Origin of the sequence: Luteipulveratus mongoliensis (assembly GCF_001190945.1) — a bacterium.
Taxonomy (GTDB): Bacteria; Actinomycetota; Actinomycetes; order Actinomycetales; family Dermatophilaceae; genus Luteipulveratus; species Luteipulveratus mongoliensis.
This window is the reverse complement of the sequence record NZ_CP011112.1, coordinates 1,769,555-1,788,216: the sequence shown is the minus strand read 5'-3', so window position 1 is coordinate 1,788,216 and position 18,662 is coordinate 1,769,555. Positions and strand designations below refer to the sequence as shown.

Here is an 18,662-nt window from a genome sequence, read left to right as displayed (position 1 = left end):
GAGTAGGGCGAGCCCCTGGGCGAGCCCGTATCGAGACCGGGTGACCGCGCGCACCTGGTCTCGATACGGACCTCCGCTAGCGCTCCGGCCCTACTCGACCAGCGGGAGCGGGCGAAAACGCTTACGTGCCAACGCTGGCAACTGGTCGTAGGCACCGGTGATCAGAGCTTCGCGCTTCGCCCGGCCCCAGTTCTGCACCTGCTTCTCGAGTGCGACGCTTCGTCGACACGCGCGAACTCCTGGCACCACACCAGCTCGACCGGGCGCCGAAGGCGGGTGTACGAGGCTCCCTCGCCATGCTGATGCTGTGCCAGCCGTCGCTCCAGATCGGTCGTGCTGCCTACGTAGTAGCTGCCATCGCAGCAACGAAGTATGTACGTCCAGGCCATGTCGTGATCGTCGCGCGCCAAGACCGCCGCCAGCAGCGCGCGAAGGAATCTGTGGATAAGCGCCCTCGCTGGTCGAGTAGGGCGACTCGCTGGTCGAGTAGGGCGAGCCCCAAAGGGCGAGCCCGTATCGAGACCCCGTGACCGCGCGCACCGGGTCTCGATACGGACCTCCGCTAGCGCTCCGGTCCTACTCGACCAGCGGTGGGTGGCCGGTCCTACTCGACCGGCTTAGGTAGGGCGCGGCGGGCGGCGAGGGAGGCGTCGTACAGGGCCTTCTTGGACAGTCCGGTCTCCTGCGCGAGCTCGGCACAGACGTCCTTCATGCGTTCGCCGGCGGCGACGCGTTCGAGCACGTCCGGGACGACGCCCTCGATCGTCGCGATGACGCGCGGCGCTCCCGCGACCACGACGGTGATCTCGCCGCGTGCGGCCTCGACGGCCCACTCCGCCAGCTCAGCGAGCGGACCGCGGCGGACCTCCTCGTACGTCTTCGTCAGCTCTCGGCAGACCGCGGCTCGTCGTTCGTCCCCGAAGGCCGTCGCCATCGCCGCCAATGACTCGGCCAGCCGGTGCGGCGCCTCGAAGAAGACCATCGTCCGGCGCTCGGTGCGCAGATCGCCGAGCACCCGGCTGCGCTCCCCCGCCTTGCGCGGCAGGAAGCCCTCGAAGCAGAACCGGTCGACCGGCAGCCCCGAGACCGCGAGCGCCATCAGGACCGCGCTCGGCCCTGGCACACAGGTGACCGCGATGTCGGCCTCCACGCAGGCAGCCACGAGGCGGTAGCCCGGGTCCGACACCGAAGGCATCCCCGCGTCCGTGACGAGTACGACGCGGGCGCCGCCGCGCAGGCGCTCGACGAGGTCCGGCGTACGGGACGCCTCGTTGTGCTCGTGATAGCTGAGCACCTCGCCCCGGGTGGTGACACCCAACGAGTCGCAGAGCCGGCGCGTACGACGGGTGTCCTCCGCGGCGACCACATCGGCACCTGCGAGCTCCCGCCCGAGTCGGGGTGCGGCGTCCGCGGGGTCACCGATGGGTGTCGCCGCCAGCACGAGAAGTCCAGCCATGAGCGCAAGCCTCCCACCCGGTGTCTGATCTCTCTGGACGAGACTCCTCCTCCGGCCGAGGTCGCAGGCTCCCTCGGTCCGGCATCGTCGTCTCGTCGTACCGGTCAGGACGTGTGGGTCGGGCCGACCCCCGGCCACGGGACAGGACTCTCGGTTAACCTCACCCGGGGTGCCGAACGACGAGCCGGCAAACGAGCCGGCAGAGACGAGGGAGGGCGCGTGGCGAGCACGCTGACGCGGGACGCCGAGACGGCGACACCGAAGACGCCACGTCACGGGGTCAGCAGTACGCAATCGGTCCTGCGACGCCGCCTGCTCGGGAGGCCGCGTACGGCCAAGGAGCGTCTGTGGGCGTGGCTCGGTCCGGCGATCGTGACGGTGCTCGGCGGACTGCCGCGGTTCTGGGACCTCGGGCGCCCGCACCAGCTGATCTTCGACGAGACCTACTACGTCAAGCAGGGCTGGTCGGTCATCCGGAACGGCTACGAGCTCAGGGTCCGCGACACCATCGTGCAGGGCGGTTCGACCTTCAACGTCCCTGGTGATCACCAGGGACAGGTGGCCGACTCCTACTTCACCAACGGTCTGCACCCGACGGCGTACGGCACCGATGCCGATCTCGTGGTCCACCCGCCGGTCGGCAAGTGGATGATCGGCATCGGCGAGAACTTCTTCGGCATCAACGACTCGTTCGGCTGGCGCTTCGCGGTGGCGGTCGTCGGCACGATCGCGATCTACCTGGTCGGTCGCGCCGCCTGGCACCTGTTCCGGTCGGCCACGCTGGCCACGATCGCGTCGGTGCTGCTCGCCGTCGAGGGCATGGAGTTCGTCCACTCGCGCGTCGGGATCCTCGACATCATCGTGATGTTCTGGGCGCTCGCCGCTTTCGTAGCGATCCTCGCCGATCGCGACTACGCCCGAAAACGGTTGGCCGACAAGGTCGCTGGCATGCGTGACGCCGGCACGTTCATCGGGTCCAACCGGCTCGGTGGGCCCCGGCTCGGCTGGCGGCCGTGGCGCTGGGTTGCCGGTATCTGCCTCGGCCTGGGCACCGCGACCAAGTGGTCGGACGGTTTCTATCTCGTCGCCTTCGGGCTCATGACGGTGCTGTGGGACCTCGGCGCGCGACGCGCGGTCGGCGTACGTCGGTGGATCTCGGCGACGTTCATCAAGGACGCGATCCCCGCGGCCTTCACCATGGTCGGGCTGACCATCGTGACCTACCTGTTCACCTGGACCGGCTGGTTCCGCGCCGACAACAGCTACCAGCGCCACTGGGCCGCGACCCACCCGGCCAACCAGGACAACGGCATCTCACCCGACTCGTCGTTGTTCGGCTGGCTGCCGGACTCGATGCGCTCGCTGTGGCAGTACCACGTCGAGATGTACAACTCGGCCGCCAACATCACCTCCTTCCACGAGTACATGTCCAACCCGTGGTCCTGGATGGTGCAGGCGCGCCCGACCTCCTACTTCTACGAGAGCCCCAAGCGCGGCCAGCAGGGCTGCGACGTGGACTCCTGCAGCAAGGCGATCACCTCGCTGGGCAACGTCTCCATCTGGTGGGTGGCGACGGTCGCGCTGTTCGTGCTCCTGTTCTTCTGGCTGCTGCGCCGCGACTGGCGCGCCGGCGCGATCCTCGGCGGTATCGCGGCGGGGTGGCTGCCCTGGTTCATGTACCAGGAGCGGACGATCTTCACGTTCTACGCCGTCACGTTCGCCCCGTACGTCGTGCTCGCCGTGGTCTACATCTGCGGCCTGGTCCTGGGCAAGGAGACCGACTCCGCCGAACGGCGACGGGTCGGGCGGCTTGTCGTCGGTGGCTACGTCTCGCTCGCGGTCGCGTTCTTCGTGTTCTGGTGGCCGCTCTACACCGCGCAGGTCATCCCTTACCGGCAGTGGCAGCTGCACATGTGGTTCCCCAGCTGGATCTAGCCGCCACCGCTGGTCGAGTAGGCGAGGCGCCAGCCGAGCCGTATCGAGACCCGGCGACCGCGCGCACCTGGTCTCGATACGCCCCCGCTGGCGCTCCGGCTACTCGACCGGCGAATTCGTGAAGGGTGCGAGGTGGGTGGGGAGCAGGTCGTCGGCCAGGGCCGTTGCGACCGGTTGCGTGACGTCCATGACGTCGTACCGCTGGTCGCCCGCAGCAGTCGCCATCGTCACCGTGGTGAGTCCCGCCCGTCGCTGGAAGTACGACCGCCGCAGGCTCACGCCGATGACGCCGGACCGCCCGATCACATCCGTACCGCGCAGCAGACTGCCCGACCGTGACACGACGTGCTGCTCGGTCAACGCGTGGCCCAGCGAACGCGCCCGGTCCCCCGCCAGCAGCGCCGAAGCCGCTAGCGGTACGACCGCGACGACGGCAAGCCATGGCGTCACCAGAAATCCGGCCACCCCTGCGGCGACCGCGAGTACAGCTCCCCCGAGCAGCGCGCGTGAGTAGCGGCGGCGGACGGCTGCTGGACCGTGTCGACGCAAGGCGACCTCCGTCGTACCCGGCACTCCAAGAACGCGATCGGCCACTCCTCGGGCGACGGCGACCGGAGCGGGTGGGACCAGCATCGAGCTCTGCGCGCGGTCGTCACTGCCTTTGAGCCCGGTCGTGATCGCGGCCAAGCGGGCACCACCGACCAGCCGCAAGGCCAGGGGTTCCTGCAGCTCGACACCGCGAATCCTTCGAGTTTCCAACGTGGTTGCCCGTGTCGTGAGCAGCCCACGGGCGACATGGAGGGTGCCGCCTCGCGTGTGGCGGGTCAGCCGGAATCCCCAGTAGAGCAGGAGGTAGCCACCGAGCGAGAGCAGCAGGACCAGCAGGGCAGCACCGATCACGAGGATCAGTACGGCGACCCAGACACCGATCCGCTCGGCCTGGTCGATGCCGTTCTGAACGGTGGAGTTCTCGTCAGGATTGAAGCCGGCCTCATTGATGACCTGCAGGCTCACACCGATGATGGCGGCGGCCGCAATGAGCCCGCTCGGACCGAACGGCGCGAACCGGATCCACCGCGGGTCCAGTCGCAGAATTTCTTCCTCATCCGCGAAACCTGTTGGTAAATCTACTGATTCGTCTCCCGGAACGGCACCCTCGGGCGTGGCTCCGTCAGCAACACCGCGGCGCCGGTGCAGCAGCTCATGGCGTAGCGCACCGGCCTGCTGGGTCGTGAGCCCGTCGAGCGCCAGCTCCTTGTCGTCGGCGCCCGTGCCGATCTTGACCTCGGCGAGACCGAGCACCCGGTGGAGCACCGACGACGTGACGTCGACCGTGCGGACCCGATCAATGGGCGCTGTCACCGTGCTTCGGCTGAACAGCCCGTGGCGCAGCTGGACCTGGTCAGCGGTGAACCGGTAGCGCGTGGTGAACCAGCGCAGCAGACCCAGCCCGATGGCGAGGCCCGCACCGATGAGGCCCCACCACCACTGCCCACCGTTGCTAGTGGAGCCCGCGATGAGCAGGCCCGCGACGGCCGGCAGGAAGCGGATGAACTCCTTGACCGGGTGGACCAGGAGCATCCGGGTGCTCAGCCGGCGCCACTGATCAGCGCCAGGCGCCTCGAGGGGAGCGGCGTCGGTCACGTCGCGTCGTCCTCGGTGCGATCGGTGACGCGAGTGAGGTCGTCAACCAGCCGAGCAGCGACATCGCGGTCGAGGCACTCGATCTGCAGCGCGCCGGCGGAGGAGGCTGTCGTGACGGTCACGGTCGACAGCTTGAACAGCTGCGCGAGCGGTCCACGCTCGGTGTCCACCGTCTGAACCCGCGAGATCGGTGCGATGCGGCGCTCCTGGGTGACCCATCCGGTCTGGGTGTAGACCGCCGTCGGCGACACCTCCCAGCGGTGCACGCGGTAGCGCCAGGCCGGCATCACCAGCAGCACGCCGAGTGCGACGACGACGGTCGCGACGACCAATGCCCACTGCCACCAAGGGCGTTCGTCGACGAGGACGAGCACGACGATCTGCGCAGCGAGCACGATGAGCCACCCGATGCCCGCGCGCAGGGCCCAGTAGATCTTGGCCCGGGGGCTCACAAGGTTGGCAGGCTCCCGCAGATCCATGGCCTCACCTTCTCACGCTGGCCTTCGAAAACCGCTGCCACGCAACGCACCCCGAGGCAGTGTCGGATGTCAGGCTGCCCAGATGTCCAATCAGCTCGGAAGCGGCCTCAAACCGCGACACGTCACCATGATCTCGATCGCCGGAGTGATCGGCGCCGGCCTGTTCGTCGGGTCGGCCACGGCCATCCAGCTCGCAGGACCGGCGGTCCTGATCTCGTACGGCCTCGCCGGCACCCTCGTCGTCCTCGTCATGCGGATGCTCGGCGAGATGGCCACCGCGCATCCGGACACGGGCTCGTTCTCGACGTACGCCGACCGCGCCATCGGGCGCTGGGCAGGCTTCTCGATCGGCTGGCTGTACTGGTGGTTCTGGGTCGTGGTGATCCCGGTCGAAGCCACGGCCGGCGCGGCGATCCTGTCGTCGTGGACGGACTGGCCGCAGTGGGTGTTCGCGCTGCTCATCACGGCTCTGCTGATGGGCACCAACCTGTTCAGCGTCGGCAACTACGGCGAGTTCGAGTTCTGGTTCGCACTGGTCAAGGTCATCGCGATCGTGGCGTTCATCGCGGTGGGCGTCCTGGCGATGATCGGCGCGCTGCCCGGCTCGCACACGTCCGGCATCTCGCACCTGTGGTCCAACGGATTCTTCGCCGACGGCTTCGGCGGCATCATCGCGGCGATGCTGACGACGATGTTCACCTTCATGGGCACCGAGATCGTCACCATCGCGGCGGCCGAGTCGCCCGACCCGGTCGGCGGCATCCGCAAGGCCGTCAACTCGGTGATCTGGCGGATCAGCCTGTTCTACCTCGGCTCGATCTTCGTGGTGGTCGCGCTGGTCAGTTGGAAGTCGCCCGACCTGCTCGAGAACGGCTCGTACCAGTACGCACTCGACCGAATGGGCCTCGGCGGCCTGTCCACGGTTCTCGACATCGTCGTACTCACGGCGGTCGCCTCGTGCCTCAACTCCGCGCTCTATACCGCCTCACGCATGGCGTTCTCGCTGTCGTCGCGCGGCGATGCTCCGCGGGCCTGGTCGACCACGACGTCGCGCGGCGTGCCTGCGTGGGCGATCGTGGTGAGCACGGTGGTGGGCTTCCTCGGCGTCATCGGCAACTACCTGCTGCCGGACAAGATCTTCGGCTACCTGCTCGCCAGCTCGGGAGCCATCGCACTGTTCGTCTACATCGTCATCGCCGCTTCGCAGCTGCGGATGCGGCGTCAGCTCGAGGACGAGGGCGTCGACCCGCCGGTGCGGATGTGGGCCTTCCCGTGGCTGACGCGGGCGACGATCGCGTTCATCGTCGTGGTCCTGATGATCATGGCGGTCCGCCACGGTCAGCGGCTGGAGCTGTGGCTCTCGGTCGCCGTAGCCGCCGTGATCATCGGCGCCGGGATCTTCAAGCACGGACTGCGTGGCGGCGACGACCAGAGCCCGGCAGCCGGCGTACAGCAGGAGTCCGCGGACGCTCCGTAGGCGTCCGGGCGAAGTGCTCCGCTGCTGAGTAGTTCCGCTCTTCTGTGCGCCACGGCAAGCATCGACTCTCTCTCTATGGACCAGGATCAACGTCTCGCACGCCGTGCCGCCCTGTGGGTGATCGTCGGCATCGTGCTCGTCAGCTGGACGGTGGTCGCTGCCTACGCGGTCGGCCTCGGCCTGTTCGCTGCCTCCCATTGCCCCAACTCCGTCGGTGACAACCACGTCAACATGGACGGAGGATGGTTCGTGATCGGCACCGTGCTCATCTGGGCAGCGCCGTTCGTCATTGGTGCGGCGTGGTTCCGCAACCCGCTCTGGACCGCGCTGGATGCAGCATCGATCACCATCGGCACGTTCGTGGTCGCCAACCTGTTCGTGAATCCGCCGACCTTCTGCTGGTAGCTGGGTCCGGGACACCGCCTCGACGTGGGGTGTCAGACGTGAGCCATGGTTCACGTCTGACACCCCACGCACTCGGTTTCAGACCTTGGCCTGGGCGGTGTTATCGTTGCTCCCGCTCTGGGGCTGTGGCGCAGTTGGTAGCGCGTCTCGTTCGCAATGAGAAGGTCAGGGGTTCGAATCCCCTCAGCTCCACCCAGCACGATGAAGCCCCGTCTCGCACAGCGCGAGGCGGGGCTTCGTCTTTGGCACCTGCTCGTCTCCCGTTCGGGTTGCAATGAGCCTGGCCCGGATGCTCAGAACAGCTCGACCACAGCCAGGTTGCCCCAGGATGCATCCGGCCACAGGCGGGCGACGAGCTCGTCGCCCAGATCCATGACCGCCATCTGATATCCGCTCGCCCTCAGCAGCCACCCGTCCTCGCCCAGATCCGGGCACAAGCGGGCAACGCCCGTGATTGTCCGCCCAACCAAGGCATCCCAAGGTTCGCCGGCCGACTCTTCAACCACCACCCTGCCGCCCAGTTCAGCCATCTCATAAGGCTTCTCGATGTCAGAGCGGAGGATGCGCACGCCCGACATCGTGTGAAACAACACCGGTTTCCCATCGAGCATCAGCCACACATGCACCAGAGAGCGATCACCAGTCGAGCCATCCACGTACACCGAGGAGACGACCCCTGTGACCCGCGCCCCAACGAGATCCCGACCGTTCAGCTCAACCGCGTTGCACACCCGAACAGCGTCGCACTCAGTCCCTGCCGCGGTCGTCATTTGACCGCGACTCATGCAGGACGGAGTCCCTCCCGCTTCGCACTCGCAGCACTTCTAAGACATGGTCACAACCAGTTGTTGTTGGCCGCGTGCAGGGCGAGCTGGAAGCGGTTGGCGGCACCGGCGCTGACCATCAGCTTTTCCATGTGCCGGAAGAACGTCCGCCGGCTCACCCCGAGCTCCCGGGCGATGGCGTCATCATTGACGCCGGCAGCCAGCAGAGCCAGCAGCCGGCGTTCCGTCGCGGTGAGGCGGCGCTCGGACGAGCTGCCGTCTCGATGCAGGTCCAGCCCGGCGCGCCAGGCCAGCTCGAACAGTCCGGACAAAGCGGTCAGCAGACTGGACGGGTGCACGAAGAGCGTGACCGCGTGTACGTCCGCCTCGCCGAGCGTGAACGACACCGCCGCCATCACATCGTCGACCAGTGTCAGCTTGACCGGCACCTCCGGCAGCACTCGTGCCTGCTCGCCGGCTTCGATGCAGGGCAGCACGTTGCCCTCCAGGTAGTTCTCCCGCTCTAGGGAAGCGCGTGCGTAGACCACGCGGTACTCGATACCCGCCTTCAGCTGCGCGATCTCTCGGGGATTGCTCAGGGTGTTGTTGGCGTAGTACGGGGGGCTGTCGAGCCGCCGCACACTGCGCTGCGCACCCTTGGCCATCTGCTTGATGCGCTGCAGCATGGCCGGCCCGCTGACCACCTCGATCAAGTCGTCGCCGGAGGGTCCCAGTCCCGAGCGACGGTAGGCGTCGTACGCGTTCAGCGTGACCACTCGGGCCTCGTGCAGCGCGGACTGCGCCCGGCTCGTCAGGATGTCCAGCCCGGTCTCGGGTGGCACCGGCGTGAACGCGGTGTCGGCCGGAGCCGGTCTGAGCAACCCGGCCTCCACGAGCTGTGCTGCCGCGTCACGCGCCTCGGCGGCGTCGATGCTGAGCGTTGCAGCGAGCTCGGCCTCGGTGGCGGCGCCGGTGTCCAGCAACTGGGAGTAGACCCGTGTCGCAAGGGTGCTGAGGCCGAGAACCCGCAGCTGGCCGATCAGGTCGGTCGAGGTCACGTCCGCATTATGGTGACGCCCGGGCGCTGATGCCACGAAAGACGGGCTGACACCGCTGCGCCGATGGCACAGGCAGGCCACGGCTCCTGGCCTCGACCCTCCACAATGGCCACCGCCCACCGGCGAACCAGTTCTGTCCGAGGAGACCACCAAGGATGTACCTGTCCACGGTCCGCACTCCGCGCCCCAAGACCGGCGGCGGCACGCTGCGCCGGGTGGTCACCGGCAACGTGCTGGCCCTGGGGCTCGTCAGCATGGTGACCGACGTGTCCTCCGAGATGGTCACGGCGATCATGCCGGCGTACCTCGTGCTCGGCCTGCACCTGTCGATGGTCGGCTATGGCGTGGTGGACGGTCTCTATCAAGGCATCACCGCCGTGACCCGCCTGATCGGCGGCTATGTCGCAGACCGCCTGCGAGCACGCAAGCTCGTCGCCGGGATGGGTTACGGCCTGTCCGCGCTGGCCAAGCTGGGACTACTCACGGTCGGCCGCTCGATCGGCGGGATCAGCGCGATGCTGGCGGTCGACCGGATCGGCAAAGGAGTCCGCACCGCCCCGCGGGACGCGTTGATCTCGGTATCCGCTCCGCCGGACGCGCTCGGTGCCGCGTTCGGCGTACACCGCACGATGGACGCGATCGGCGCCTTCCTCGGGCCCCTGGTCGCGCTCCTTGTCCTGTCGGCCACGGGGCAGGCGTACGACGCGGTCTTCGTGGTGAGCTTCTGCATCGCCGTGCTCGGCGTCATCCTGCTCGCCTTGTTCGTCCGCGAGCGCACGGACACCCTGCCGACGAAGGAACGGCCCGGCGAGCCACTGCGCGCCCACGGCACCTTCCTCGAGGCGCTGAACCTGTTGCGGGACAACAGGTTTCGCCGAATTCAGCTGGCCGCGATCCTGCTCGGCCTGGTCACGGTCGGCGACGGTTTCGTCTATCTCACGCTCCAGCAGCGCGAAGACTTTCCGGTGCACTGGTTCCCGCTGCTCGCCGTCGGGCTGAACCTCGTCTACCTCGCCCTGGCCGGACCGGTCGGTGTGCTCGCGGACCGGATCGGCCGCTGGCGCGTGGTGCTCGGGGGCCATGTCGCGCTGCTGCTGGTGTACGTCTCTCTCACCGGCGGTGCGGCCGGCTGGTTCGCCGTGCTGATCCCGATCGCGTTGTACGGCGTGTTCTACGCGGCCACCGACGGCGTGCTGATGGCGTTGGCCGGACCGGTGCTGCCGACGCACCTGCGCACCACCGGGATCGCGCTGCTCCAGACCGGGCAGGCGCTGGCCTACCTCGTCTCATCCGTGGCATTCGGCGCGATCTGGCAGTTCGACAGCCGTACGCATGCGGCGTGGGCCGCGGCCGTCGGCGTGCTGATCGCGCTGCCGTTCTCGGCGTTGCTGCTGCGGCGCGCCGCTCACCAGGCAGAGGTGCTGACCACATCATGACCAAGAACCGGATCGTGCTCGCGCTCATTGCCACCCTGCTGCTCGCGACCGGCGCGGTGGCGTACGTCATCGTCGCCGCCCGGCGAACAGCCGGTGCCGCACCTGCCGGAGTCGTCGCCCTCGACCACACCCGCGGCCTGCTGATCCGCAGCACTGCGGACGGACCCGGCTACGGCCGGCTCGCCGTCATGTCAACGAGCGGCAGTCGTACGACCACGAGCCTGACGTGTGCGCGGGTGTACTACAGCGGGACCAACGGCGTCTGCCTGCGGCCGAGCAAGGAGGCGCCCGGCACGTTCGAGGTGGCCGTGCTCGACGAGCACGCCGGAGTCCGCCGCACGCTGCCGTTGAACGGAGTGCCCAGCCGAGCGCGTACGTCCCCGAGCGGGAAGATGGTCGCCTGGACGGTGTTCGTGGCCGGCGACTCCTACAACGGCGGCCGCTTCTCCACCCGCTCCGGGATCCTCAACACCGCAACCAAGGATGTCGTCGCCACCCTCGAGACCTTCCACGTCACGCTGGACGGCAAGCCGTACAAGAAGGCGGACATCAACTACTGGGGCATCACGTTCACCAAGGACGACAACCGCTTCTACGCGACCATGTCGACTGCGGGCAAGCGCTACCTGGTGGCCGGCGACATCGCCACGAAGTCGGTGCGCACGCTGCACGACAACGTCGAGTGCCCGTCGCTGTCCTCGGACGGGACGCGGCTGGCGTACAAGAAGCGGGTCTCCAGTGACCCGGCCCACATGTGGCGGCTGACGGTCCTGGACCTCGCCACGATGACCGAGACACCGCTGGCCGAGACCCGCAACGTGGACGACCAGGCCGCGTGGCGCGACGACCGGACCGTGGTCTACGGCGTCCCTCGGGACGCGCGGCACTCGGATGTCTGGGCGGTGCCGGCCGACGGCAGCGGCAAACCCACGATTGCGGTGCGGGACGCGGAGTCCCCGGCGAGCCTGCGCTGAACCACGCGGCACACCTGTGCCGCTGTCACCACGGGGCCCCGTGCGGACCCGCGCTGCCGGTACAACCAGGGTTACCCGATCTCGTCCCTGCACAGAAGGTGACCTCCTGATGCGCATCCCCCTTGTCGCCGCCGCCGGCGTGGCAGCCGTGACCGTCCTCGCAGCCGTGACCAGCGCCGCCACCGGAGCTCCAGCCGACGCGTCCAGCACCCCCGCAGCGGTCAGCGCCGCGGCCCTGCCGACGTACGACCACGTGGTAGTCGCGATGTACGAGAACAAGAACTACGACTCGATCATCGGCAGCAGCAGCGCGCCGTACTGGAACAGCATCGCCAAGCAGGGCGCGTACATGTCCGACTCCTACGGCGTCACGCACCCCAGCCAGCCGAACTACATCGCGCTGTTCTCCGGGTCGACCCAGGGCGTCACGGGCGACAGCTGCCCGCAGGACTTCACCGGCAAGGACAACCTGGGCGCCCAGCTGGCGGACGCCGGCAAGACGTTCAAGGCGTACTCCGAGGACCTGCCGAGCGCCGGTTACGACGGGTGCTCGTCCGATGACTACCAACGCAAGCACGCGCCGTGGGCCGACTTCGACAACGTCGACCAGAGCGTCCACGTGCCCTTCTCGGAGTTCCCGAGCGACTACTCGACGCTGCCCGACGTCTCGTTCGTGGTCCCCAACATGTGCAGCGACATGCACGACTGCTCGGTCGGCACCGGCGACAGCTGGACCAAGGACAACCTGGACGGCTACGCGCAGTGGGCCAAGACGCACAACAGCCTGCTGATCCTCACGTTCGACGAGGACAACTTCACCTCCGTCAACAAGATCGCGACCGTGCTGGTCGGTGCGAACATCACGCCCGGCACCTACAACGAGACGATCAACCACTACAACGTGCTGCGCACGCTCGAGGACATGTACGGGCTGCCCGCGCTCGGCAACGCCGCCGACAAGACGGCGATCAGCCAGCCGTGGTCGACGGCGTCCGCCTCGAAGACCTACCAGGTGGTGTCCGGCGGCAACGCGATCGATGTCCCCAACAGCTCGACCGCCACAGGCACCCAGCTGATCCAGTGGCCGGCGCACACGGGCGACAACCAGAAGTTCGCGTTCAACGCGAATGGTGACGGGACGTTCTCCATCAAGAACGTGCACAGCGGGCTGTGCGTCGACGTCGCCAACGGCTCGGCCGCGGTCGGCGCACGCATCATCCAGTGGACCTGCACCGGCAACGCGAATCAGCGCTGGAAGCGCGTCGCCACGACTGGTGGCGACAAGCTCGTGTCAGCGTCCAGCGGGCTCAACCTGACCTCCGGCGGGACCAGCGCCGGCACCGGGCTCACGCAGTCCACCACGTCTCAGGTCTGGACACTCAAGCCGGTGCAGTAGGGCCGGTCGTCAGCGGGCGTTCTCGTAGCGGCGCAACGCTTCTCGGCGTTCTTCCGCGTGGTCGACGATCCGCTCCGGATAGCCGTGCACGTAGCCGTCGGTGTGCTTCCACGGCTCGTGCACGGCCCCTCCCTCAAGGTGCCGCAGCTCCGGCACCCAGCGGCGCACGTACGTCCCGTCCGGGTCGAACCGCTGACCTTGCGTGATGGGGTTGAAGACACGGAAGTACGGCGCCGCATCCGTTCCCGTCCCCGAAACCCATTGCCAGCCATGGTTGTTCGAGGCCAGGTCTCCGTCAACGAGATGCTCCAAGAAGTGCCGCGCACCGATCGGCCACCAGACGTGCAGGTCCTTGGTCAGGAAGCTCGCCGTCACCATGCGCACTCGGTTGTGCATCCAACCTTCGGCGAGCAGCTGACGCATGCCGGCGTCCACGAACGGGAACCCGGTCCGCCCCGACTGCCAGGCGCGTACGTCATCGCCGGGCTCGTCGTACGCCATTCCCGCCAGGTTGCCGCGTAGGTCCTTCCAGGCTGAATGTGGTTGGTGCCAAAGGACATCCGCGTAGAACTCGCGCCAGGCGAGCTCGGTGCGGAACGTCTCGACGCCGTCTCCTCGACGCGCGCCCAGGCTGGCCAGCAAGGTCCGCGGGTGCACTATGCCGAGCTTGAGATAGGGGGACATCCGAGACGTCCCGTCGACGGCAGCCAGGTCACGATCGGTGTCGTATGTCGCGACGGCCTCGTCAACGAACTCGTCCCACCGGGCGAGCGCCGCCTCCTCGCCCGCAGCGAAGGCCGGCGCCGGACCCGTCTCGCGAGCCTTCTTGAGCAGTGCGCGAGCCTGCTGGTCAGAGCGTGCGTCGTGCCAGCGCAGCGGTGACGGCACGTCCGCCGGAGCCGGCCAGCAGTGCTCGCGCCAGGCTCGCGCGAAGGGCGTGAAGACCTTGTAGGCGCTGCCGCTGCCGTTCAGCACCCGGCCGGGACCGACGGCGTACGGCGTGCCGGTGGCCACGAGCGGTACGTCACCAAGTGCCGCCTGGACTCGCTCGTCCCGACGGCGGCCGTAGGGCGTCGACTCCCTTGAGATGTGCACGGCCCGCGCGCCCACCTCGGACGCCAGAGCCGGAATGACCTCCTCGGGCGCACCCACGCGGAGGACGAGGTGCCCGTCGTACGCGTGCTCGAGGGCCTGGACGTTGTCCGCCAGCCAGCGCCGTCGGGCATCGCCACCGCCCGCCCACAGACGTGGATCGACCACGAAAACCGCTGTCACGCCTGCAGATTCGGCCTGACGGGCCGCCTCGACCAGGGCCGGGTGGTCGCGCAGCCGAAGGTCTCGGCGCAACCAGAGGATCGTCGGACCAGACATGTCACGAGCCTAGGTCGTCGCTCATCCAGAGAGGAACCTCCGCACGGGTGAGGCACGTCCATGTCGAAACAACTACCGGGGAGAAAACATGTCACGCGTACGTCGTACTTCCATCGTTGCTGCCGGAGTCGTACTGGCCTCGGCACTCGTCGTTCCTGCAGCCACCTCTGTGGCCTCAGATGACGCAGGCGCCGGGGGTGGGGTCGGAGGCACGAGTACGGACTTCCCGTCGAGCCGCGTCCTCGACATCCAGTGGGAGCAGGAGGAGAAGGGGTGGTGGTGCGGCCCGGCTGCCTCGCGCATGGCACTCAAGTCGTGGGTGAACAACCCGATGGGCCAAGGGGGCCTCGCCGACCTGATGGTGACCTATGAGCCGTCCTGGTCCAATCCCTTCGACTGGCAGACGGCCGATGTGGGCGCCGCCTCAGACGGCATGAACGAGGCGCTGGACATCAGCGGCCTTCCGCAGGCCTACACAGCGGTGGAGATCCCGAGCCTGGGGAAGAAGGGGGACCCCTCCGTCGCAGACGTCCTGAAGGACAACGCGCGCCAGAGCATCGGACGGTCCGGCCATGCCATGGTCGTCAACATCAGGTCCACCGAGGAGCACAAGCTCAACGATGCCTACCCGGACCGGGACGTCTACCACTACATCACCGTCTACGGATACTCCGAAGACGGCAACACGCTCTACGTCGCGGATCCGGCGTCCGGGATGAACGACGACTATGCCAACGTGCCGCAGAAGTACGCGGTGCCGACACAGGATCTCGCGAACATCCTGAACGTCAGTGGTGACGACGGGGTGGCGTACGCCGCCGACCTCACCGGACAGACCAACTAGGTCTGTCGAACCCGGCAGAGTCCTCACGGAAGTGACCACCTGACCTGGCAAGGCAGAACTACTCAACGAGTGCGGCGGTCTTCACGCATTCGGCGGCCCTGCCCCCAGACCTACCTTCGGCGTACTCGCACCGCACACGGCGGTGGAGAACATCAGGGAGAAGCCATGAAGAAGAAGATCATCGGGGTCCTGGCTGTCGCGACCGTCCCGCTCGGAATCGGTCTGGCCGCTGCGGAGTCGGCGTCCGCAGCCGCGTCGTACGTCTATGCCGGCTCGTGCGGGTCCGGCTGCTTCAAGTACAGCAACGGCTCCAGCAACTACTACACCGACACGTGGCGCGGCCTGACGTTCAACACAGTGGCGCAGTAGTCACGACCGCGAGCCCCGCCGGACCAGCGATGGTCCGGCGGGGCTCTGCTGTGCGTCCGCGTTCAGGGCACGGGAGCAGGTGTGAGGAGTCGCTTGGTCTCCGCCGCGACCCTCGGCCACAGGGCCTCAGGGATGTCGTGCCCGACTCCCGGCCAGGTGATCAGCCGCGACCCGGAGATCGCTCGGGACACCGCGCGCGCCGCCGCGACCTTCAGGATCGGGTCGTCCTCGCCGTGCAGGACGAGAGTCGGGACGCTCAGCTCGGACAGCTTGGCGCCGTGCCACTGCGCACCGATCTGCCGGCCCTGCGCCTTCTCGTCACGCGGCCCGCTGTCGGCCTGCTGCTCGACCCAGGCGCGCACCCGCTCCTCGTCGAACGGATAGCCCGGCGACGCCACTCCACGAGCGACGGCCATCCCCGCCTCAATGTCGCCCTCGCGACCTTCGGGGAACTTCGCGCGAGCCAGCTTGGACAGCAGGCCGAACCGCAGGTAGCGCATCGTCCTCAGACCGGACACGTCACTCGGCACCGCCGCGGACGAGACCACCGCGCGGACCCGGTCGGGATGACGAAGCGCGATGCGCTGTGCGATGAGGCCGCCCATCGAGTGGCCGAAGATGACGGCGCGGTCCCAGCCGAGGCCATCGAGCACCGCCGCGGCGTCGTCCACCATGTCCTCGGAGGTGTAGGCGTCACCCTTCTTGCCGAGCAGCGCGGCGAACGGGTTGCGGGTCGTCGTGTCGGGCATCCGGGTCGACTCACCGGCATCGCGCTGGTCATAGCGCGCCACCTCGAAGCCCTGGTCGGCGAAGGCCTGACACAGGCCGTCCGGCCACCAGAAGCGCGATGTCGCCAAACCCATCACCAGCAGAAGGGGCTCACCGTGGCTGCCCTCGAAGCGGTCGTACGCGAGGCGCACCCCGCCGTTGTCCGCGTACTCCGTGCTGGTCCACCTGTCCTGGCGCGTCATCTCGTGCTCCTCCTTGGTTTACTGCGATCATCGTTCGCAGTAAACCAAGACTAGGCTACTGCGGACGGTGTTCGCAAAAGGAGATGTGGTGGCCGAGGAGCACGTCCTGATCTGGGACCGACCCGAGCGCAGCAGCCGCGGCCCGGCGCCGACGTTCTCACGGGCGCAGCTGGCTCGCGCTGCGCTGCGACTGGCGGACGCGCACGGCATCGATGCCGTCACCATGCGGGCGGTCGCGCGGGAGGTCGGCGCCGGCTCGGCCTCGCTCTACCGCTACGTCGAGAACCGCGACGACCTGGTCGAGCTGATGATCGACGAGGCCTACGCGGCCTTCGACCTCACGTCACCGCCCACCGGCGACTGGCTCGCCGACCTGCTCGAGCTCGCCCGGCAGAGCAGACGCATCCTGCTCGACCGTCCGTGGATCATTGACGTCGTCGCCACACGTACGCCGATGGGGCCGCGTGTGGTGGCCTATCTGGACCACGCGCTCGGCCTGCTCGCCGACATCGACGTCCCGGCCGCGACCAGGCTGGAGGCGGTCGCGATCCTCAGCGCCACGGTGCGCCTGCTCGTCCACGAGGAGGCCCAGCGCGACAAACCTCACCCCGGTGCAGCTCTCCAGCAGGCTGGCCGGACGGGATATCTCATGCGGACCGCGGCCGCCGGTGAGCACCCGCACCTCGCGCGAGCGCTCAGCGAGGTCAGTGGAATGAGTCCCGACGAACCGGCGGTGCAGTTCGACCGGATCGTGCGACGCGTCCTCGTCGGACTGCTCAGTGATCCGCGGGACCACACGTCGAGCCGCTAGGGCGCCTCGGTCAGACGTCGAAGAGAGTGGGCGGGTCGGGCTCGCGAGCACCCTCGATGACCAGCATGCGCAGCTTGGTCTTCGCTCCACCCGGCGCAGAGAAGCCGCCCGACTTGCCACCCGCAGCCAGCACGCGGTGGCACGGCACCACGATCGGGAACGGGTTGCGACCAAGCGCCTGACCCACTGCTTGTGCGGCGCCCGGGTCGTCCAGGCGGTGGGCGACCTCTCCGTAGGTCAGGGTCGAGCCGGGTTCGATCGCCCGAGCGATCTCATAGACCCGGCGGTGGAAGTCCGACACTCCGCTCCAGTCGAGCTGGACGTCAGCAAGGTCGTCCTGCTCCCCCGCCATCAGCGCGCGCATCCGCACGACGGCCTCGGCCACGGCCGGCGGCGGCTCCTGCTCGTGTGACGCCGGCAGCTCGCGCGCCAGCCGTGTCCGCACGGCGTCGTCGCTCTCGCCCGGCAGCAGGATGCGTACGATCCCGCGCTCGCTCCACGCCACCCCGCACGTGCCGATGGCGGTCTCGAACAACGCGAAACCCTCGGCCTCGGCGACCGCGGACTGGGTCCAGCCGGCGTACGACGGTTGCTGGTCGACCATGTCCCCCATCCTCTCCCTGACCACCGACACGCGCGTCAGCGCGGGGCGTACGCGAGGTAGACGCCGCCGTTGCCGAACCGCTGCTCGTCCACCAACCGGAGCGGCAGATCCACACCCGGCGGGAAGAACGGCAGGCCGCCACCCGCGAGCGCCGGCCCGAGGTAGAGCTGGAACTCATCGACCAGCCCTGCCCGGATCGCGAGCGCCGCCAGCGTGGGTCCGCCGATGCCGAGGTCGCGGTCCGACTCGTCCTTGAGCCGCGCGACCGCTGCCGGGTCGAAGTCGTGCTCGATGCGGGTCCGCTCGGTGGCGACGTCCTTCAGCGTGCGCGAGTAGACGACCTTGTCGGCCGCCTGCCAGATGCGGGCGAAGTCCAGCTCGTACGCCGAAGCCTCGTCTCCCGAGACCGGCGCGGTCTCCCAATAGCTCATGACGTCGTACATCCGCCGACCGAGGAGATGGGTGCCGATCGGGCGCGCGGTCTCGTTGACGTGCCGGTGCACCTCTTCGTCGATCAGACCGAAGTCGAAGGTGCCGTCGGGCCGCGCGCTGTAGCCGTCGAGCGAGCCCATCGTGGAGTAGATCAGCCGGCCCATCGTGGGTCTCCGTCCGTCACGGTGCGGGCTTCGAGGGTATCGATTTCTGGCTGCGGCCCCACCCGCGTCGAG

The 18,662-nt window shown here is 68.2% G+C and carries 19 protein-coding genes and 1 tRNA gene; 10 read left to right on the top strand and 10 right to left on the bottom strand.

Annotated elements, in window-relative coordinates:
* Window positions 1-161 precede the first annotated feature (161 nt).
* Window positions 162-389: a GIY-YIG nuclease family protein gene (locus tag VV02_RS25945; RefSeq protein ID WP_245633026.1), complete on the bottom strand. Its 228-nt coding sequence runs from the start codon at window positions 387-389 to the stop codon at window positions 162-164.
* Between the two features lie 215 nt (window positions 390-604).
* Window positions 605-1,456: a 16S rRNA (cytidine(1402)-2'-O)-methyltransferase gene (gene rsmI / locus VV02_RS08540; RefSeq protein ID WP_052590979.1), complete on the bottom strand. Its 852-nt coding sequence runs from the start codon at window positions 1,454-1,456 to the stop codon at window positions 605-607.
* 219 nt (window positions 1,457-1,675) lie between these two features.
* Between rsmI and VV02_RS08535 the strand changes: the two genes are divergently transcribed.
* The gene (locus tag VV02_RS08535) at window positions 1,676-3,391 is read left to right on the top strand and encodes a dolichyl-phosphate-mannose--protein mannosyltransferase (RefSeq protein WP_245633025.1); all 1,716 of its coding nucleotides are present in this window, start codon (window positions 1,676-1,678) and stop codon (window positions 3,389-3,391) included.
* Window positions 3,392-3,490: 99 nt separating this feature from the next.
* Here VV02_RS08535 and VV02_RS08530 read toward each other — a convergent pair whose 3' ends face one another.
* Together VV02_RS08530 and VV02_RS08525 are read right to left on the bottom strand one after the other, a co-directional pair.
* Window positions 3,491-5,035 carry a PH domain-containing protein gene (locus VV02_RS08530; protein WP_052590978.1) on the bottom strand — a complete coding sequence of 515 codons (1,545 nt, stop codon included), beginning with the start codon at window positions 5,033-5,035 and terminating at the stop codon, window positions 3,491-3,493.
* Entirely contained in the window at window positions 5,032-5,514 is a 483-nt protein-coding gene (locus tag VV02_RS08525; protein ID WP_052590977.1) for a PH domain-containing protein, read from the bottom strand. The genes VV02_RS08530 and VV02_RS08525 overlap by 4 nt, the downstream gene beginning before the upstream one ends.
* 82 nt (window positions 5,515-5,596) lie before the next feature.
* Here VV02_RS08525 and VV02_RS08520 point away from each other — a divergent pair, with 82 nt between their 5' ends.
* From VV02_RS08520 to VV02_RS08510, 3 genes are all read left to right on the top strand, one after another.
* Entirely contained in the window at window positions 5,597-6,991 is a 1,395-nt protein-coding gene (locus tag VV02_RS08520; RefSeq protein WP_052590976.1) for an amino acid permease, read from the top strand.
* 75 nt (window positions 6,992-7,066) lie between these two features.
* On the top strand, window positions 7,067-7,396 hold the full coding sequence (locus VV02_RS08515) for a hypothetical protein (protein WP_052590975.1): 330 nt from the start codon (window positions 7,067-7,069) through the stop codon (window positions 7,394-7,396).
* A 119-nt stretch (window positions 7,397-7,515) separates the two neighbouring features.
* A tRNA-Ala gene (locus VV02_RS08510) sits at window positions 7,516-7,588 on the top strand.
* A 101-nt stretch (window positions 7,589-7,689) separates the two neighbouring features.
* Here VV02_RS08510 and VV02_RS08505 read toward each other — a convergent pair.
* Together VV02_RS08505 and VV02_RS08500 are read right to left on the bottom strand one after the other, a co-directional pair.
* Window positions 7,690-8,127, bottom strand: coding sequence for a pyridoxamine 5'-phosphate oxidase family protein (locus tag VV02_RS08505; protein ID WP_157063334.1), 438 nt, complete (start codon window positions 8,125-8,127; stop codon window positions 7,690-7,692).
* A gap of 104 nt (window positions 8,128-8,231) precedes the next feature.
* Complete coding sequence (locus VV02_RS08500; RefSeq protein ID WP_052590973.1) at window positions 8,232-9,218, bottom strand: helix-turn-helix domain-containing protein; 987 nt, start codon at window positions 9,216-9,218, stop codon at window positions 8,232-8,234.
* A gap of 155 nt (window positions 9,219-9,373) precedes the next feature.
* On the opposite strand from VV02_RS08500, the gene VV02_RS08495 reads away from it, so the two are divergent.
* From VV02_RS08495 to VV02_RS08485, 3 genes are all read left to right on the top strand, one after another.
* Entirely contained in the window at window positions 9,374-10,654 is a 1,281-nt protein-coding gene (locus tag VV02_RS08495) for an MFS transporter (protein ID WP_052590972.1), read from the top strand.
* A complete protein-coding gene (locus VV02_RS08490; RefSeq protein ID WP_052590971.1) occupies window positions 10,651-11,628 on the top strand; it encodes a TolB family protein in 978 nt (325 codons plus the stop codon). Before VV02_RS08495 ends, VV02_RS08490 begins: the two co-directional genes overlap by 4 nt.
* 109 nt (window positions 11,629-11,737) lie before the next feature.
* Window positions 11,738-13,024, top strand: a complete 1,287-nt coding sequence (locus VV02_RS08485; RefSeq protein ID WP_179945355.1) for an alkaline phosphatase family protein — start codon at window positions 11,738-11,740, stop codon at window positions 13,022-13,024.
* Between the two features lie 9 nt (window positions 13,025-13,033).
* Here VV02_RS08485 and VV02_RS08480 read toward each other — a convergent pair whose 3' ends face one another.
* On the bottom strand, window positions 13,034-14,395 hold the full coding sequence (locus tag VV02_RS08480) for a cryptochrome/photolyase family protein (RefSeq protein ID WP_052590970.1): 1,362 nt from the start codon (window positions 14,393-14,395) through the stop codon (window positions 13,034-13,036).
* An 88-nt stretch (window positions 14,396-14,483) separates the two neighbouring features.
* Between VV02_RS08480 and VV02_RS08475 the strand changes: the two genes are divergently transcribed.
* Together VV02_RS08475 and VV02_RS08470 are read left to right on the top strand one after the other, a co-directional pair.
* On the top strand, window positions 14,484-15,239 hold the full coding sequence (locus VV02_RS08475; protein ID WP_052590969.1) for a C39 family peptidase: 756 nt from the start codon (window positions 14,484-14,486) through the stop codon (window positions 15,237-15,239).
* A gap of 165 nt (window positions 15,240-15,404) precedes the next feature.
* A complete protein-coding gene (locus VV02_RS08470; RefSeq protein ID WP_052590968.1) occupies window positions 15,405-15,608 on the top strand; it encodes a hypothetical protein in 204 nt (67 codons plus the stop codon).
* Between the two features lie 62 nt (window positions 15,609-15,670).
* Here VV02_RS08470 and VV02_RS08465 read toward each other — a convergent pair whose 3' ends face one another.
* Window positions 15,671-16,579 (bottom strand): alpha/beta fold hydrolase, encoded by a 909-nt coding sequence (locus VV02_RS08465; RefSeq protein ID WP_052590967.1) that lies wholly within the window; start codon window positions 16,577-16,579, stop codon window positions 15,671-15,673.
* 88 nt (window positions 16,580-16,667) lie between these two features.
* Here VV02_RS08465 and VV02_RS08460 point away from each other — a divergent pair, with 88 nt between their 5' ends.
* On the top strand, window positions 16,668-17,390 hold the full coding sequence (locus VV02_RS08460) for a TetR/AcrR family transcriptional regulator (RefSeq protein WP_052590966.1): 723 nt from the start codon (window positions 16,668-16,670) through the stop codon (window positions 17,388-17,390).
* A 10-nt stretch (window positions 17,391-17,400) separates the two neighbouring features.
* Here VV02_RS08460 and VV02_RS08455 read toward each other — a convergent pair whose 3' ends face one another.
* Together VV02_RS08455 and VV02_RS08450 are read right to left on the bottom strand one after the other, a co-directional pair.
* Window positions 17,401-17,994 (bottom strand): methylated-DNA--[protein]-cysteine S-methyltransferase, encoded by a 594-nt coding sequence (locus tag VV02_RS08455; RefSeq protein WP_052590965.1) that lies wholly within the window; start codon window positions 17,992-17,994, stop codon window positions 17,401-17,403.
* A gap of 35 nt (window positions 17,995-18,029) precedes the next feature.
* Window positions 18,030-18,590: a dihydrofolate reductase family protein gene (locus VV02_RS08450; RefSeq protein ID WP_052590964.1), complete on the bottom strand. Its 561-nt coding sequence runs from the start codon at window positions 18,588-18,590 to the stop codon at window positions 18,030-18,032.
* Window positions 18,591-18,662: the final 72 nt, after the last annotated feature.